This window comes from Halalkalibacter oceani (genome assembly GCF_023715705.1).
Lineage (GTDB): Bacteria > Bacillota > Bacilli > Bacillales > Bacillaceae_D > Halalkalibacter > Halalkalibacter oceani_A.
In genome coordinates this window covers 97,018-114,506 of record NZ_JAMBOS010000002.1, presented here as the reverse complement: position 1 = coordinate 114,506, position 17,489 = coordinate 97,018, and the positions used below count along the sequence as shown (strand labels likewise).

Genomic DNA, 17,489 nt, shown 5'->3' with positions numbered 1-17,489 from the left:
GCAAATCGCTCACTTTAGAAAAACGACACAGCTGTCTTTTTTAAAGCGGCGGGCCAAGCCGGCGCCCTACTCAAATCAGCCGACATTCTTTTTAATTTTTTAAAACAGCTCTTCGATTTCTTCCTGAGCTTTCGTATAACTTGTAATCGTAATTTGCTCCGTTCTTTCCACAGCATCGTTAACATACTTCTCGGTCTCGACAAACTGTTCGAACTTATGGGCCTGATCACGTCTCGGTCTCGTTTTTGAATCAGGTGGCAAAAAGATTGTACAGCAATCTTCATATGGAAGAATGGAAATATCATAGGTATCAATTCGTCTGGCGATTTCAATGACTTCCAATTTATCCATCGTAATCAGCGGCCGAATGATCGGCAAATTCGTCACTTCATTAATCGTATTCATGCTGTGCAGCGTCTGACTGGCGACTTGTCCCAGACTTTCCCCTGTTGCCAGGGCGAGAATCTTTCGTCGTTCAGCAATTTTTTCGCTGATTCTCAGCATCATTCTGCGCATAATCGTCATTTGAAAATTACTTGGGATTTGCTGATGTATATGCTTTTGCATATCAGTAAAGGGAACAAGATGAACGACGACGCTGCTGCCAAATTTCGTTAATGTTTTAGCGAGATCAAGCACCTTCTGCTTCGCTCTTTCATTCGTGTAGGGCGGACTGTGAAAATGAATCGCTTCGATTCTCGTCCCGCGCTTCATTGTCAAATAACCGGCAACCGGGCTGTCAATTCCGCCTGACAGGAGCAGCAACACTTTTCCTCCGGTTCCAACCGGCAGTCCCCCCGCTCCCTGATACGTCGTTGAGGTCAGATATGTCGCTGTTTCCCTTACCTCGAGACGAATGTCTAAATCAGGCTGATGAACATCGACTTTCAGTTGATCGGACGAATGACTCAGCACATAGCCGCCAACGTGATGATTGAGCTGCTGCGTATCATATGGAAACTGTTTATAAGCACGCTTTGTCGTAATTTTAAATGTGTTCACCGGCGTTGGATGATCGTTCAAAATCTCCAGCGCTCCTTTTTGGATCTCAGCAAGATCGTTCTCGACCATTAACGCCAGGCTGAACGAATGAATCCCGAAAATATTTTTCAGCTTCTCAATGATCGCTTCATGGTCTTCCCCGTTTAATTCAATGATGATCCGGCCAAACGTCCGTTTATAGCGCAAAGCGGGAAACATCTTTAGGCTCATTTTTATATTCTCCTGGAGGTGCTTTTCGAACAGGGAACGGTTCTTCCCCTTCAAAGCAAGCTCTCCGACACGTACTAATATATGATTATACTTCACGTTTTACTACCTCCAACAATTCAGGGATAACTGCTTGCAGTTCCTTCTTTACCTGTGCAATCTCAGCATCTGTCGTTTCAAACGACAGGCTGAGCCGGATTCCCGCACTTGCTCTCTCCTCGCCAAAGCCCATCGCGGTCAAGATTTGACTCGGCGCGGTCAGCTTCGAGGAGCAGGCTGATTTCGTCGAGACATAGATCTCCTTCGCACTTAACGACTGAACAAGGACCTCCGGCTTGATTCCGGGGACGGAAAAGTTAATAATATGCGGGGCGGCGCTCCCATTTTCAGGTGAATTCACGTAAACCCCTTCTATTTCATGGAGAGCGGCGCGCAATTGCCCGCTTTGCCGAACCAGCTTCGCCAGCTTCTGCTCCTGCTGCTCAACCGACATCCGTAACGCCTTCGCCATCGCCACGACGCCTGCCACATTTTCCGTTCCGGCGCGAATCTGGCCTTCCTGCTGCCCCCCCTGAAAGAGCGGCGTCAGCTGCAGTCCTTTGCGGACATATAAAAAGCCCGTTCCCTTCATACCATGGAATTTATGGGCTGAACAAGTGCATAGATCGACATTCGACGCTTTTACGTTCAACGGCACCTTCGTAATCCCCTGAACATAATCAACATGATAATAGACCTTCGGATATCCCGCGAGTCGTTTTCCAATTTCTTCAACCGGCTGAATCGTGCCGACTTCATTGTTGACATGGATCAGGGAAACGAGAATCGTATCCGGCCGCAGCGCCCGGCTAACATCGTCAGGATCAACCCTTCCTTCCTCTGTTACTGGCAAATATGTCACTTCAAACCCTTCACGCTCAAGCTGTCGGAAGCTTTCCAGCACGGAAGGATGCTCCACTTGACTCGTGATGAGATGCCTCCCGTGACTCCCTCTAGCATAGGCTGTCCCTTTAATCGCTAAGCTGTTTCCTTCTGTTCCTCCAGAGGTAAAGATAATTTCCTGTGCCTCAACCTCAAGCAAATCAGCAATCCGGTTTCGCGCTTCTATCAGCAAATTTTCGGCCTTCATTCCTAATGAGTGCAGGGATGAAGGGTTGCCGAAATAGCTTGTTGCCACCTTCATGTACGCTTCCGCCACTTCTTTATATGGCTGAGTTGTCGCGCTGTTATCTAAATAAATCATCTGACTGCCCCCCTATATCCCCATCTATGTTAGCACAAAATCGCCAAATAACAAGCTTGTTACCTTCAAAGGAAAAGCACGTGGCGCCTTATCTTTTCAAGCCATTCCTGCTCGATTTTATGAAAAAAAGACTTGTTCTAAAAGGTAAGCATTACCCTTTTTAGGACAAGTCCAAAAAAACCGGTCAAATCGAGGGCACTGAAAAACGTCCCTTTTGTCACTCGAAGAACGAAAAAGCTGCTGAAAAAGTGAAAATCGTACTTTTTCAGCAGCTCCATCAAATCTCCTGCTTTAATCCACTTTTCTTGTACATGCTCACATATTCCTCGACCCGCTCCAGCACGTCAGGGTCATAAGGCTTAATAACAGTGACGGCCGTTTCAACCGCTTGTTCATATTCAAACTGACGGAAATGCTGTTCCGCATTCGTCAAGCCTTGCTGCACCTCATGGGAGCGGCTGCGGAAGCGGTTGCCGAATTGAATCACATATTCAGCAAAGGTGGCCAGTTCAATCGTCTCATTGATCAGCTCTTCGCTTTCCTCAACCGCCTTTACTGCTTCCTCGACAAGGACGGTGACCCGGCCCAGCTCCAACGGAACCTGATGCAGCTGCTCGGACGCTTCATCCAGTTTCTGCTCGGCCTTCTGAAGCGTCTTCAGCGCTTCTTCCGGTAACCCGGGAATATTGCTTTTTTTGATCGTCCGCTTCGTATCCAGCAATGTTTCTTGTAAAGAGCGGAGCGTTTCCTTTGCCCGCCATTCGTCTTCGCGCAAAGCAAACAACGCCTGCTTGTCCTCGGCGATGGCCTGGGACAGCTTTGTGATCTCCAGCTTCCATTCCTCTACCATCTCACGGATGGACGTGAATGTCTGGCTTTCATTGGCCGTAATTTCCTGTAACACATCCAGTTGCCTGGTGAGATCAAGCACAGCTTCCTCCATCTTTTTCCTTGCTGCGAGCTTCTCTTTCGAAATATGATAGCTCTGCTGAACCTGAACCGTCTCTTCAAATAAATCATTGATCTGATTTTTGACCTGCTCGCAAAGCTGTTCGAGTTCCGGCAGCTGCTCGGTCACAAACTGCTTGGAATCAACTTCAAATTCGAGCAGCTCATAAATCCCTTCCATTTGAGCGGACACCTCGTGCAGCCGCTGTTCAGCCTCATCACACTTCAATGCCAGCAGCTCTTCCTTCAGCTTATCTAGCTCGCTTTTGATGCCGGCAAGCTGCTTTTCCAATGAAAATGCCTCCAGCTTATAGCCAGCCTCCTCCATTCCCTTCATGCCCTCTTCAATCTCTTTAAGTTCATTGGGAATGGTCGCCTCAGCCTGGACCAGAAGCTTTGGATAGCGTTCCAGGAGGGATTCTGTTTCCTGAAGCCCTTCATTTGCTTCAAGCAAATGATCACGCGCCTTCAGGTAGCTCCCTTCTGCCGTCGCCTCTTCAAATGAGTCCAGCAAGGCCTGGATCTGCTCCATTCGCTGATCAAATCCGGCAACACCCGCGCCAAGAGAGCCGCGGCGTTTCAACAAGGCTGCCTGCAAGTCCTTATAGCGCCTTCTGACATCATCAATTTCAGTCCGGTTTTGCTCTTCACTTTGAACGAGATGATCGATTTCCTCGAGCATTTGCTGTAACTGATTCTCAATTCCTTGAAGTCTCTGGCGTACCGTTTCAGTTTGCAGCTTTGCTTTTTTAAAGCGGTTTTTTGCTGCCAGTTCCTCAATGTCGAATAATTGTTCTTCTATGTTCGGTAAAATGGTTCCGACAATGTCATCCCATTCATTCCGCCACTCTTCGAACTTTTCTTCCGTCTGACCTGACATATGTAATTGTTTCACCTTACCGATTTCTTCAGGTATTGTCCGGTTTAAAATGTCATTTTTCCATTCTTCCAGCTGGTCCACTTCTTTATACGTTTTCCTGCGCAAAATGGCGCTTATTACAATTAAAACAAGGATAATAGCAATTGCTGTATAAACTACATAACGCATGTGAGGACTCCCTTCTATAGCTCCTTGGAATGTTTTGTATTGAAGACCTCAATTTGAGCTTCTGATAAATGTAGCGAATAACTCATCGCACTTTTGTTTTTCTCTACAAAACACAAATATCCTTTATAAATTGACAAATTTATTATTTTTCACGACTTCAATTATGTATTATGATACCATGAAAGTAACACTTTGTACGTTTTTTTCGCGGTTCTTATTTAATTTTAGAAGGAGATTCTACCATGTTACACGATGGACATATTCACAGCCCACTTTGTCCCCATGGCACAAAGGATGATTTTGTCGATTATTGCGAGAAAGCCATTGCGCTTGGCCTGGAGGGAATTACCTTCACCGAACATGCCCCTCTCCCCGCTTCCTTCAATGACCCCACTCCACAGCAGGACAGCGGGATGGACCCGGCCAATTTGCCAAAGTATATCGAGCACATTCAATTGTTAAAGCGAGAATATAATGGAAGGCTCAACATTTTGCTGGGCCTGGAGGTTGATTATATTGAAGGGTTCGAAAAGGAGACGACAGACTTTTTGAACGAGGTTGGCCCTTTACTCGATGACAGCATACTTTCTGTTCATTTCCTCCGCCTTGGAGACGAGTACCTTTGTCTTGACTACAGTCCCGATGTCTTTCAGGCGGCGATTGACCTGCTCGGCTCTACGTCAAAGGTTTATGAGCATTATTATCAAACCGTCTTCGCTTCGATCCAGGCCAAGCTTGGGCATTACAAGCCAACAAGAATCGGGCATATGACGCTCGCCCGGAAATTCCAAAAGCGCTTTCCGGCTCCCGATTCCCATTTGTTCTCAGATGAGATTACGCGGATCCTGACTGCCATACAGCAAAACGGATATCAGCTCGATTACAATGGCGCAGGCTGCGTTAAGCCGCTTTGCCGTGAGCCGTATCCTTACGCAAGCATTATTGAAGAAGCGGTTCGGTTGAATATCCCGCTTGTTTATGGCTCGGACGCCCATTCAGCCAATGCGCTGCTCAGTGGATACGATCAGCTTGTCGCCGCTCCGCTTGCAAAGCCTTAGCTTTCCGAACGACCCTGGGAGACTTAGGCGATTCCTGTTTCCGGCTTTGAACGGCAAAGGGCGGCCTTCACCCATCTTGTAATATGCTCCATATAGCGTTCAACAAAATATGGTTCTTTTGGTGACAGCTGATAAAGCTCCTGAAAATAATGCGGCGTCAAATAAGGCATATTCACCATCGTGCGGATCTGGATGATCACATAGTCGACAGACTGGCGCTGAAACTCTCCGGTTTTCATCCCAAGCTTGATGATTTGCTCATAATCATGCTTTTCCTTCCGTAAATAGGTAGTCATGATTTCCCTGACGAGCACCGAATCGAGCGTCATTTCGCGATGCACCATCCGTGCCGTGTAATGATTTGTCGCCTGATAAAGCAGGAGCTCCCTGATGACCGTAAGCAGGCTGTCCTGAACGGAGTTTGCCTGCTGCCTGATCGCTTGATGCATCGTTTGCAAGTATCCTTCGAGAAATTGAATCAAAATTTTTTCATAAAGCGCTTTTTTCCCTCCGAAATAGTAGGAAACCAAAGCGATGTTTACATTGGCTGAGGAAGCAATATCTCTGACAGAGGTGCCATCATATCCTTGGGTATAAAAGAGTCTGATCGCGGCATCTACCATTTTCTCTTTCGTTGATCCCTTCATGTTTAGTTGTCCCCTTTGTCATAGTCTTCTTCCCCTTCTGCTTCGCCCCGGCGCTGATCAATTCCTCCCATAATCCGTCGACATTGCCTAAAGAACTTTCTACATGTTTTTCCGTCAAAACCAGACAAAAACCTGTTCCCAAAAGGCTCGGGTTTACCTTTTGAGAACAAGCCTGAAGCCATATGCTTTATTTCACAACGACGCGATTTTTCCCTGTTTCTTTCGCTTCATAAAGCGCGGTATCGGCCTGATTGAACAGCAGCTTTAACGACACTTCGTTTTCTCTTGAACTCCAGTGCGAAAGCCCGATCGATACCGTCACCCGGGGACTTGTTTCAATTTCAACTGCTTTAACGATCCGTGCGGCGATCTGCTTCCCGATTGACACGTCAATGTTAGGCAAATAGATGGCCAGCTCTTCTCCTCCCCATCTTGCCGCAATATCCTTCTCACGAATGTTCCGTTTCATAATATTGGCGACCTGGATAATGATATCATCGCCTACTTGATGACCGTACGTATCATTGATTTGCTTAAAGTTATCAATGTCAAGCAGCAAAAATGTCCCCTGGTTCTGCTTATACATCGACTCCTGAATACGCTCGTCTAAATGGTTACGTGAAAACAGCTTCGTTAAGTGATCGGTAATCACAAGACGCTCCAGTTCCTCATGCAGCATTGAATTGGAGAAAGCCAGAGTGGAATGATGGATCAAGGATTGCAGAAGCTTGAAATTATCAAAAGTAAAATGATAGGAGCTTTGATGAACCGTGACAACCATCCCTTTTAGTTCATTATTCTGAATCATTGGTACCATCAGAACTGACTTATAGACATCAAGCTGCATATCCTCATGAAGCTCCGTATCCCCGATGTAAATCGGGTCTTTATCGCGTTTTACCTTTCTTATTAACGGCTCGAGGGCGTCAAGGGAATCCTCATTCATGAAAAATGGTGTACTTCCGTCAAGAACTTCAGCTTCACCATTGGCATGGAACATAATAAAGCCAACCTCTTCCGCTTTAAATGATTCAATGATCTGCTGCGTCATAAAGTTTATCGTATCAGCGAGGCGCAGATTGGAATTAAGCTGGTGGGAGGTTTCGTTAATAAGCTGTAAATCATGAATTAGATTTCTCGATTGCTGATATAGCTCAGCATTTTCTAATGCATTCCCTCCTGTGTCGGCGAGCATTTGAATGAAGTCAATTTCGTATTGGGGCACATGTACATTTTCAGAAGTCATAATTTCCATCACCCCGTATACACCTTGCTTGCCGCGTAAAGGGGCGTAGAGAATTTTTGAATGATCGTCCAGTCCTTTGTCCACCTGGATCTGGCCGGTCAAATAGGCATGTTCCGCTGTACTGTTGCCGCTTTCTGTTCCATACTTCAGCGGCTTAATGGAGATGTTTTCTTTAACTTCCCATTCCTGTGAGAGGAGGAGATGGACATGATAATGAGGATAGGCCCGTTCAATCGCCTCGACGATCTCTCCCAAAACTTCACCGATATCCATCGTGGAGTGGAACTTCTTCGTTACTTGCAGTAGAATATCACGTCTTTGTGCTTCCTGGACATCTTTTTCCTGGATATATGCTTTTTCAAGAATCGGCAAAATTTCTTTGATCGACTGCGCGTATTCATCCATTGCTTTTTGAGCTTCCTGCTCAGTTTCAAATGTAAACAAGAGCAAGGAAACGGGCTTGTTTTCCATTTTAATTGCACAAGTGACGTGGTAGTGGTAATTATTATCAAACAGCTGACTGTCTTTGAACAGCACCAATAGCTCACCGCCGATTTTGCTCTCATAGTGCTGTTGTTGAAAGACCGCGTCAAAATGCTCAAGATTCCAGTGGGACGGATAAAATAAAGGAACGAATCTTTCTTCATTTCGTTCAACGATAATTAGCTTGCCGGAACCGCTCTCGCTTTTCTTGTAACAAGTGTTTAACGCGTTAGCCAGGGGCGTAAACTCCATCTGATAGCCGGCCAAATCCAGCAATTCATTAATTGGAAACATCTTTTTCTTCTTCAACCGGTTCGTCGTCATCCCTAATCCGATCACGATTCCTTCTAAATAGCTGATAATCGGTTCTTCTTCTGTCATATCAGAAAGAACAACACCTAAATATAACGGAACCTCGGTATCAGGGACAGAGAAGGGAACTGCCAGCAAAAGAGAGTCTTTACACTTGCATTTTAGCTTTTGTGCCGAAAAGTTGCTTTCAAAATGGGAAAATGCCTCATCCATCGAAGCCGGCAAATAACCCATCTTGTATGCGGAGAGAATTCCCTCATTTGATGCAATAAAAAAAACAGCAGGTTCAAATAAAGCTGTGTTCTTGTAACCAATTGACACAAGCTCCTCCAAAAATGGTCTATATTGACTATTTTTGCTGTTTCCATTCAGAATATTATCCATTCTCTTACACCACCACATAACATGCATGTTAAATGACTCACATTTGCATTAATTTTTAATGATATACTTAATTTCAAAACTGCAAGGTAGGAAAATATGCCCCTGCCCTTCTTAAAAGATATGAATCATTTACTTCATTAACTGTTCATTCTTTTGGGTCTTTCTACATCTATTATAAAACAACTTATTCCATTTTACTATGTAAGTAGAACGTTCCGATACAAAAAATTATGAATTTTTTTATCCTCTTCTTTAACATCATTCCCTTTCTTGACAAGAGGCGCGCAAATTAATATAATGGAATTTGTGTAAAAAGACAGCCTATGTAAACATACTATGTTTTTCATTTTGTTCCTCGGTGCGGCTGCATAATCGAGGTGCATCTGTAACTTCTAGCTGTCGAAGCGAACATGCATGAAGACAAAATGAACGTAGCTATGAGATTACAATGCGGTTGTTATTTTGCAACAAACAAAATAACAAGGAGGAGTCTATTCATGGCTCGTTATACAGGTCCATCTTGGAAATTATCCCGTCGCTTAGGCGTTTCACTAAGCGGAACAGGAAAAGAATTAGCAAAGCGTCCGTATGCTCCAGGGCAACACGGTCCAAACCAACGTAAGAAGCTTTCCGAATATGGTTTGCAATTACAAGAAAAGCAAAAGCTTCGTCATATGTACGGTGTCAACGAGCGTCAATTCCGTCGCACGTTTGATACAGCTGGCAAAATGACTGGTATCCACGGTGAAAACTTCATGATTCTTCTTGAATCACGTCTTGACAACCTTGTTTACCGCATGGGTCTTGCCCGCACTCGTCGTGCAGCGCGTCAGCTTGTCAATCATGGTCATATCCTAGTTGACGGCAGCCGCGTTGATATTCCATCATATCGCGTAAAGCCTGGTCAAACAATCGGTGTGCGTGAGAAATCCCGCAACCTTGAAATTATTAAAGAAGCGTTGGAAACGAACGATTTCGTTCCTGGTTACGTATCTTTCGACGCTGAAAAGCTTGAAGGCACATATACTCGCCTTCCAGAGCGCGCTGAGCTTCCTTCTGAAATTACAGAAGCGCTTATCGTCGAGTTCTATTCTCGTTAATGAGAACGAACTGAAAAAGAAATGCAAAAAAGCCTTAGAAACGTTGTTATATCAATGTTTCAAGGCTTTTTCTGTTTCATGGTGTTTCGTATTAAAATGCAGAAAAATGAACCTGTTTTCGGCTATATAAGATTACTTAAGAGTTTCACCTAAATAACGAACGTACATTCCTAGCTTTAACCTTCTCAGTAACGTGCTGGGGCAACTAAAAACCTCCATTTAATCAAGTGACGTTTTAAGCACTGGGGCATATGCTGATTTTATAGTCATATGAGTTAGGAGGAATAAAACCATGAATAACCGTTACTATCTGTATCCTTATCATAACTATTATTATGGAAATACTCCAATTCACAACCAAGGAAACATACGTCACTGGCATACACCATCTCCACCCCCATACACTCGAAGCGATACGAACGCATCAGTGGATCACGGAAAGAATCCATTTGTCGTGAATATTAACCAAGCAGCAAAACAAAACGAGACCTATCGTACTGCCATATGGACCGGGGATCATCTTCAAGTGACTTTGATGAGCATTAATGTTGGAGATGATATCGGATTGGAAATTCACCCTAACGTTGATCAGTTTCTTCGTATTGAAAGTGGTCAAGGTCTTGTTAAAATGGGAAAAAGCAAAAATCAATTAACCTTTCAAACACATGTCTCTGATGACTCAGCAATTATGATACCTGCTGATACGTGGCATAATGTCATCAATACTGGCAACACCCCGTTAAAGCTTTACTCAATCTATGCTCCACCTCATCACGCCTTTGGTACTGTTCACAGAACAAAAGCAGATGCCGTTGCAGCTGAAGATTAGAGACCCCGCACTCTACCATAAACAAGAGCTTCTACTTATCATCCAGACGATATTTTTCGGAGATGCTTAAGCTCTTTTTTCTTTGCCTGCAGGATGTCGTTCTACCCTCTGCTTTAGGCGTCGACTCCGCTCTCTGGAAGATGCCTGCCTTTCCCATCGGCAAAAATAATTACTTTAGCGCTTAATAGCAATAAACAGCCCCGCCGTCCCAATGGCTGCAAACATTAGAAATACGAACGGGTATGACGTGCTGGCAATCAATGCTCCCCCAGCTAATGAGCCGAGTGATTGCCCGAGACCGAGCGCCAAAAAAGACAGGCTGACGCCGATGGAAGGCACCGCCGGGAACAAGCGCGTCGCCCAGACGATTAAAGCACCCGTCAACGCGATATACGCGCTGCCGAACAGCAGGGCGGAGGCATAAACCGACCATACAGCCGGGATCGTAATGAGGCCAATCGCCAGCAGCATCAAAACTAAAACGACCCGATAGATCACATCCAGACCAAACTTCCTGATGATGTTTCCCGCCAATCCCCCGATGATACCGGCGGCTCCCATCACCATCCAGAAAGTAATGCTCTCCCGTGTAGTCATCTGATGTACAACAGTTAAATAGCTGCGGGAAAATGCCCAAAAAACCGCTGAACTGAGACCGATCACGAGGGAAGCCGAAAGCAACCCCTTTGCTTTGCTGATGGAACGCCACGATACCTTCCACTCCCAATTGCCCGCTTTCTCCTGCCGGACTGGAAGTGAGAGTGAATTCCAGAGGAACACCGCTAAGGCGATCATGACAAACAGGAGATAAGCCAGCCGCCAATACTCCGTAAACAAAAGAGCGACGGGACCGGTTACAAGCAGGCCGAATCCCGAACCGCTGTTTATCCATATATTCGCGCGATCCTTCTCCGCTTCCTTCAGCGAGTTCGTAGCAATCTGGCTTAATGCGGGCGAGGCCCAGCCACTGCCGAGTCCAGCCACAAACGTACTAAGCACGAGCAAGGAAAGACCTTGTGCCAGCGCAATTCCACTCATCCCGACAATCACTGTGAGGCCAGCTGCCTGAACGAGCCGGAAGGCGCCCACCATTCGAGTTAAAAACGGAGCAGTCAATAGCGCTAATGAATAGGAAGCAAACGCAGCCGATGCAGCGATGCCGGCGGTGCTTTCCTTCAGCTGAAGTGAAGCCGAAATATCAGGCAAATACAGACCAAAGCTAAACCTTGCCAAAGCATAAGTAACAGCAATCATCGCCACACCAGGCCAGACGATTTTCCCCATATTCTCATCTCCTTTAGATAGAACGATCACTCTATTTTGAATCAAAAAACTAAGCCCGTTCTCTATTCTGACTTAGCTTTTTGATCGCTCTCCTGTCTGATTTGTTTCACAAAAAAGAGACATTCCTCAGCAACTTCATCAAGCGGCCTCGTTTCCGCCAAAGCAGTCGCTCCTTCAAAAAGCAGCGCGAGCTGGATCGCGTTCCGAGTTGCATAGCCCTCCGCTTTAAAAAAATCGATTAGCGCCTCCTTATGAGCATCGACATAATCGACAATTTCCTGATTGACATTCGCAAACTCTTCCTTCGCTCTTAAAAACATACAGCCATTCGATCCGTACCTCCGTGTCCAGACAAGATGCGCTTCCATCAGCGCCATAGAAGGCTCCCCATTGGCCTGGTTTATGCACGCCTTCAAGCTGGAAAAGTACCGTGCTTCTCTTCTTTTTAATACTTCAATAATTAAATCCTCTTTCGATTGAAAATGATTGTACAGCGTCATCAGCGCGACTCCAGACTCTGTAACGATTTTCTTCAACCCAATTGCATGAAAGCCGTGCTCATAAAAAAGCTGTTCCGCATGCTCCAGTAAATCCTCTTTTTTCCGGCTCATTTCAACCAACCACCTTTATATAGAACGATCACTCTATTTTTGCATATTCATTTTCTTTTTGCAAGAGAAAACAGTGGCTTCAGGACTGTTCTCCCAAAGCCACTGTCTCACTTTCCTTACAAGCTTAGTTTTACAAACTTACGCTTTCCAACTTGAATCACCTGCCCGTCCTCAACTTGCAGCTGCAACTGAACATCGGTTACTTTTTCTTCATTTATTTTGACTCCGCCGTTCTGAATCATCCGCCTTGCTTCCCCTTTTGAGCTTAGCAGCTTCAGCTCAACAAGCAAATCGACGATCCAGACCGGATTATCGCCCGTCCACTGCGCCTGCGGGATATCGCTCGGTAAAGCACGCTTCTGGAAGACGGTTTTGAAATAATCGACCGCTTCATCCGCCGCTGCTTTGCCGTGATACATCTCCACAAATGTAGCGCCAAGGCGCATTTTCGCGTCTCTTGGATGGACGCTGCCGTCTTTTATCCCACGCTCAAGCTCTTCAATTTCTTCCATTGAAAGATCCGTAGCCAGCTTATAATATTTCACCATCAGCTCATCAGGAATCGACATTGCCTTCCCGAACATTTCATTAGGCGCTTCATCGATGCCGATATAATTGCCAAGTGACTTTGACATCTTCCGTTCCCCATCAAGTCCTTCAATCAACGGCAGCGTCAGCGCGACCTGCTTGTCCTTCCCATAGGCTTCCTGCAAATGTCTGCCCATCAATAAATTGAACTTCTGATCGGTTCCCCCTACTTCAATGTCAGATTCCATTGCCACGGAATCATATCCTTGCATGAGCGGGTAGAAAAACTCGTGAATCGAGATCGGTTGCCCCGATTTATACCGCTTTTCAAAATCGTCACGTTCAAGCATCCGGGCCACCGTCATATTTCCGGCCAGCTTAATGACATCTTCGAACGTCAGCTCTTTTAGCCAAGCTGAGTTGTAGTAAAGCTTTGCTTTATCCATGTCAAGAATTTTTCCATATTGCTCAACATAGGTTTCCGCATTTTTCTTTACCTCTTCATCAGTCAGCTGCTTTCTAGTTTCAGATTTACCGGTCGGGTCCCCGATTCTGCCGGTGAAATCACCGATCAGCATTTGAATCTCGTGACCCAGCTCCTGAAATTGTCTAAGTTTATGCAAGACGACCGTATGGCCTAGGTGAACATCGGGAGCGGACGGGTCCATCCCGAGCTTGATTTTCAATGGCTTCCCGGTAACAACGGACTTTTCGATTTTTCGGCGGAAATCCGCTTCCGGAATAATTTCAACCACTCCGCGCTGTAAATAAGCAAGCTGGCGCTCCACCTCGGTCTGTTGTTCAGCTGTTAACGTTATCTCTTTTTCCATTTGTCTTCCTCCTATTTCGATTCACTTTTACATCAAAGCAGAAAAAAACCTCCTCCCTGAGAAAGGGACGAGGTTTTCGCGTTACCACCCTTGTTGAAGAAGTCAGCCTTCTCCCACTTCATTTCAATAACGGAAAGTTCCGTTCTTTGCTTATCACAAAGAAAGCTCCAGATTGTATTTCATCGTTGCCTGTGTACTGATTCGCACCACCCATCAGCTCTCTAAAACAGGGAAGCAAAGATTACTTCGATCCTTCGTTGCCTATATATATGCTCCATTTACGATGCTTCTTTTTTACCACAATGATTCCCCCATGTCAATATAACCTTCTACATTTTTTGCGGTTTTCATACCCTCCGTCGACATCATTATGCTATAATGTTTCTGATATATAGGAGGTTTGCTATGAAACAGGATTCTGCACTTATAGAGAAACTCAAAGCGTTTACAAGAAGACTCCATGAACTGAAGATCTTTCGGAAAATCGGGATTACATATCAGGTATTCTGGAATCTTTTTCTCATATGTTTAGTCGCAGGCTTTATGTCCCTTTTCTTCATCGGCGGGACAGCAGCCGGATATTTCGCCTCTCTTGTCCAGGACGAAACATTGCGCAGCGCCGATGACATGAAAGCACGGATTTATGACTACGAGGAAACGAGCCAGGTCTTTTTTGCTGACAATGTTTATCTCGGTGAGCTTCCTTCCGAAATCGAGCGGCATAAGGTGGCGCTCGAAGATGTGTCCGATCATTTGAAAAATGCGATTATCGCGACCGAGGATGAGTATTTTTATGAGCATGAGGGCATTGTCCCGAAGGCGATCATGCGGGCAACCTTCCAGGAATTCGCTAACACCACCGTCCAAACCGGGGGCAGTACATTAACACAGCAGCTAATCAAGAACCAAATTTTGACAAGTGAAGTCTCTTTTGACCGGAAGGCAACGGAGATCCTGCTCGCTCTAAGGCTGGAACAATTTCTGGAAAAGGACGAAATCCTTGAAGCTTATTTAAACATCGTGCCTTTCGGGCGTAATTCCTCGGGTCGGCATATTGCCGGTGTGCAGGCGGCCGCCCAGGGGATATTCGGGGTCGACGCAAAGGATCTTTCTATCCCGCAGGCCGCTTATATTGCCGGCCTGCCGCAAAGTCCGTTTGGCTACACCCCTTTTACCGGGGACGGCTCAATTAAGGAAAATCTCGACCCCGGTCTTAACCGGATGAAAACCGTTTTATCAAGAATGTATGAGGGAGGCTTCATTTCGGAGGCGGACTATCAGGAAGCCTTGCGCTACGATATCCGCGAAAATTTAACCGCAAGTACTCCGGCTCCAATCGATCAATATCCTTATCTCACATACGAGGTAATGCGGCGGGCAACCGACATTCTGATTTTGCAGCGCCTCGAGGAGGAAGGAATTTCACTTGATGAGCTGAACGAAGAGGAACGGCTCGAAACCTATAACCGCTTCCGCGATCAGGCTTCGACCCAGCTCAGAAGCGGGGGCTACAGAATTCATACGACGGTTGATAAGAACATGTATATTGCGATGCAGGAGGCCGTGCAAAACGATGCTCTCTTTGGTCCAATGAAGGATGGTGAGCAGGAAGAAGTCGGCGCCATCCTGATTGAAAATCATACGGGAGCGATTAAAAGCTTTGTCGGCGGCCGGGATGAAGGCGGAGACCTGCAATACAATCATGCAACCCAGGCATACCGGCAAAATGGTTCAACGATGAAGCCGCTGTTGGCTTATGCACCCGCGATGGAGATCGGCGCCGTCCAGCCGGGAATTGTCGTCCCGGATACGCAAGCATATTATTCCGGCGGACAGGAAATCACAAACTTTGACAACCAGCACCAAGGCTTGCTTTCCGTCCGGGAGTCGCTTGCCCGCTCACGCAACGTTCCGGCGATTCGCTCCTTTAAGAGAGTACCGCATGAACAGGCGCGGGAAACTTTGCTTAATCTCGGCTTCCGCCTCAACAGCGGCGAGCCTTATGAATCCGCTCCGCTCGGCGCTACTGAGAACAATGTTACTGTCGAACAGAACACGAATGCCTTTGCCACCTTCGCCAATGGAGGGACCTATGTGGAATCCTATCTCATTGAGCGGATTGAAACAGCTGACGGGCAATTGGTATATGAGCACGAGCCTGTAACCAGGGATGTCTTCACACCGCAAACAGCTTATTTGACGCTTGATATGCTGCGGGATGTCCTTCGTCCGGGTGGAACAGCAAGCTCTCTTCCAGGCCGGTTATCATTTTCAGCTGATTGGGCTGGAAAAACGGGGACAACGAGCAATGTCTACGATTCGTGGTTTGTCGGGTTCAACCCGAATGTAACGCTCGGCGTCTGGATTGGCTATGATACGCCGAAAGAGATTCAGCGCACCGTTGGCGGATTACGCTACGGGCCACGGACGCAGCAAATATGGGCCAATCTTGCCAATGCGGCTCACTCAGTTAATCCGGAGCTGCTGGCGCCAAGCGAAAGATTTGAGATGCCGGATGGCATTGTCAGACGTTCCATTTGCAGTTTGACAGGTCTCTTGCCATCGACGATTTGCCAGCAGGCAGGGCTTGTCACAACGGATCTCTTTAACGTCAAATTTTTGCCGTCCGAAACCGATGACAGCTTGGAAAGCGCGCGCTATGTGACGATTGACGGACAAAACTACCTTGCCTTGTCATCGACCCCTGCTGAATTCACCGAACAGGGAGTGGCGATATCAAAGGACTTTTTAGATATCGGCGACCTTTCCAGTTATTTGCCGGAGTCGATGAGAAATATTATTCCTGAAAGGGAAGCGCCAAACAATGGACGGACCCCAGGACAGGTTGGCGGGGTAGCTTTAAATGGACAAACATTGAGCTGGAATAAGCACCCGGACAATGACATCGTCGGCTACCGGATTTACAGAGCTGGCCATGGACAGGACAATTATCAGCTTTTCACAAGCGTGCGTGAAAATACGAATACAAGCCTGACTGTTCAGGCAGGGTCCTTTTCGTACTATGTCACAGCTGTTGATTCGGCAGGACGTGAATCGGCGGCCTCAAACGCCATAGCCGGCAGCGAACCGGAGCAAAATGACGATCAGCCGGATACCGGACAGGAAGAACCGGATTCTGACAACGGGGACAACTCGCCTGGGGGTTCTAATAACGGTAATAACCAGCCTGATTCAGGCAACGGAAACGGCGGTAATACGCCGGGGCAACCGACTGAACCGGATTCAGGCAATGGAAATGGGGGTGGGAACGGAAATAACGGTCCTGGCAATAACCCGCCACCTGACGAATCCCCACCAGAGGATGAAAATAATTAGCTTTAAAAAGGAGCATGTCTTCGCCCTGCTACTCGCCTAGGGCGGAGAACTCTGTTCCTCTCTATGCATCTTTGCAAAAAGGGCTGGGCAAAAGGTAGAAAAAAACACCTTTTGCCCAGCCCTTACGCAATATGCGGACTTATGGCGTGTGGAGCCACTGCCAATAAGTGAAAGCCCTTTTTGCTCAAGTTCTTTTTTGTGTCAATCAAACGAAAGACTTTCGCCCCTTTTTCAGGCAGCAACCGCCCTTCCCTTCCTATCATTAAAGCAACGAAAGAATGAGACTGATGACGACAATCGCTCCTATAATCATCAAAATCGTTCGAATCATAACTAAGCACCCTCTCTTCTACGACTTATTCTTGTTACTGGCTATTCCCTTCCCCAGGCGTT

General features: G+C 46.4%; 12 protein-coding genes and 1 other annotated feature. Of the genes, 4 read left to right on the top strand and 8 right to left on the bottom strand.

All coding sequences use genetic code 11. The features are described from left to right. Positions 1 to 99: 99 nt before the first annotated feature. The 3 genes from thiI to ezrA all read right to left on the bottom strand — a co-directional run bounded on the left by thiI (position 100) and on the right by ezrA (position 4,448). A complete protein-coding gene (gene thiI / locus M3212_RS02420; RefSeq protein WP_251192351.1) occupies positions 100 to 1,308 on the bottom strand; it encodes a tRNA uracil 4-sulfurtransferase ThiI in 1,209 nt (402 codons plus the stop codon). Then, positions 1,298 to 2,452 (bottom strand): cysteine desulfurase family protein, encoded by a 1,155-nt coding sequence (locus tag M3212_RS02415; RefSeq protein WP_251192350.1) that lies wholly within the window; start codon positions 2,450 to 2,452, stop codon positions 1,298 to 1,300. Before M3212_RS02415 ends, thiI begins: the two co-directional genes overlap by 11 nt. 277 nt (positions 2,453 to 2,729) lie before the next feature. Further along, positions 2,730 to 4,448 carry a septation ring formation regulator EzrA gene (ezrA, locus tag M3212_RS02410; RefSeq protein WP_251192349.1) on the bottom strand — a complete coding sequence of 573 codons (1,719 nt, stop codon included), beginning with the start codon at positions 4,446 to 4,448 and terminating at the stop codon, positions 2,730 to 2,732. 242 nt (positions 4,449 to 4,690) lie between these two features. Between ezrA and hisJ the strand changes: the two genes are divergently transcribed. Next, positions 4,691 to 5,506: a histidinol-phosphatase HisJ gene (hisJ, locus tag M3212_RS02405; RefSeq protein ID WP_251192348.1), complete on the top strand. Its 816-nt coding sequence runs from the start codon at positions 4,691 to 4,693 to the stop codon at positions 5,504 to 5,506. A 23-nt stretch (positions 5,507 to 5,529) separates the two neighbouring features. Here the strand turns inward: hisJ and refZ are convergent, their stop codons facing one another. Both refZ and M3212_RS02395 read right to left on the bottom strand, forming a co-directional pair. Continuing rightward, complete coding sequence (gene refZ, locus M3212_RS02400; protein WP_251192347.1) at positions 5,530 to 6,153, bottom strand: forespore capture DNA-binding protein RefZ; 624 nt, start codon at positions 6,151 to 6,153, stop codon at positions 5,530 to 5,532. 187 nt (positions 6,154 to 6,340) lie between these two features. Then, a complete protein-coding gene (locus M3212_RS02395) occupies positions 6,341 to 8,578 on the bottom strand; it encodes a sensor domain-containing diguanylate cyclase (RefSeq protein WP_251192346.1) in 2,238 nt (745 codons plus the stop codon). Between the two features lie 497 nt (positions 8,579 to 9,075). On the opposite strand from M3212_RS02395, the gene rpsD reads away from it, so the two are divergent. Continuing rightward, positions 9,076 to 9,678 (top strand): 30S ribosomal protein S4, encoded by a 603-nt coding sequence (gene rpsD, locus M3212_RS02390; protein WP_251192345.1) that lies wholly within the window; start codon positions 9,076 to 9,078, stop codon positions 9,676 to 9,678. A gap of 292 nt (positions 9,679 to 9,970) precedes the next feature. Continuing rightward, on the top strand, positions 9,971 to 10,507 hold the full coding sequence (locus M3212_RS02385) for a cupin domain-containing protein (protein ID WP_251192344.1): 537 nt from the start codon (positions 9,971 to 9,973) through the stop codon (positions 10,505 to 10,507). Between the two features lie 174 nt (positions 10,508 to 10,681). Here the strand turns inward: M3212_RS02385 and M3212_RS02380 are convergent, their stop codons facing one another. The 3 genes from M3212_RS02380 to tyrS form a co-directional block, all read right to left on the bottom strand. Continuing rightward, entirely contained in the window at positions 10,682 to 11,791 is a 1,110-nt protein-coding gene (locus M3212_RS02380) for an MFS transporter (protein ID WP_251192343.1), read from the bottom strand. Between the two features lie 62 nt (positions 11,792 to 11,853). After that, positions 11,854 to 12,402, bottom strand: coding sequence for a TetR/AcrR family transcriptional regulator (locus M3212_RS02375; RefSeq protein WP_251192342.1), 549 nt, complete (start codon positions 12,400 to 12,402; stop codon positions 11,854 to 11,856). Between the two features lie 116 nt (positions 12,403 to 12,518). Continuing rightward, positions 12,519 to 13,760, bottom strand: coding sequence for a tyrosine--tRNA ligase (gene tyrS, locus M3212_RS02370; protein ID WP_251192341.1), 1,242 nt, complete (start codon positions 13,758 to 13,760; stop codon positions 12,519 to 12,521). Positions 13,761 to 13,820: 60 nt separating this feature from the next. Beyond that, positions 13,821 to 14,027, bottom strand: a binding site (T-box leader). A gap of 138 nt (positions 14,028 to 14,165) precedes the next feature. On the opposite strand from tyrS, the gene M3212_RS21965 reads away from it, so the two are divergent. Next, a complete protein-coding gene (locus tag M3212_RS21965) occupies positions 14,166 to 17,096 on the top strand; it encodes a transglycosylase domain-containing protein (RefSeq protein WP_285873956.1) in 2,931 nt (976 codons plus the stop codon). Positions 17,097 to 17,489 lie beyond the last annotated feature (393 nt).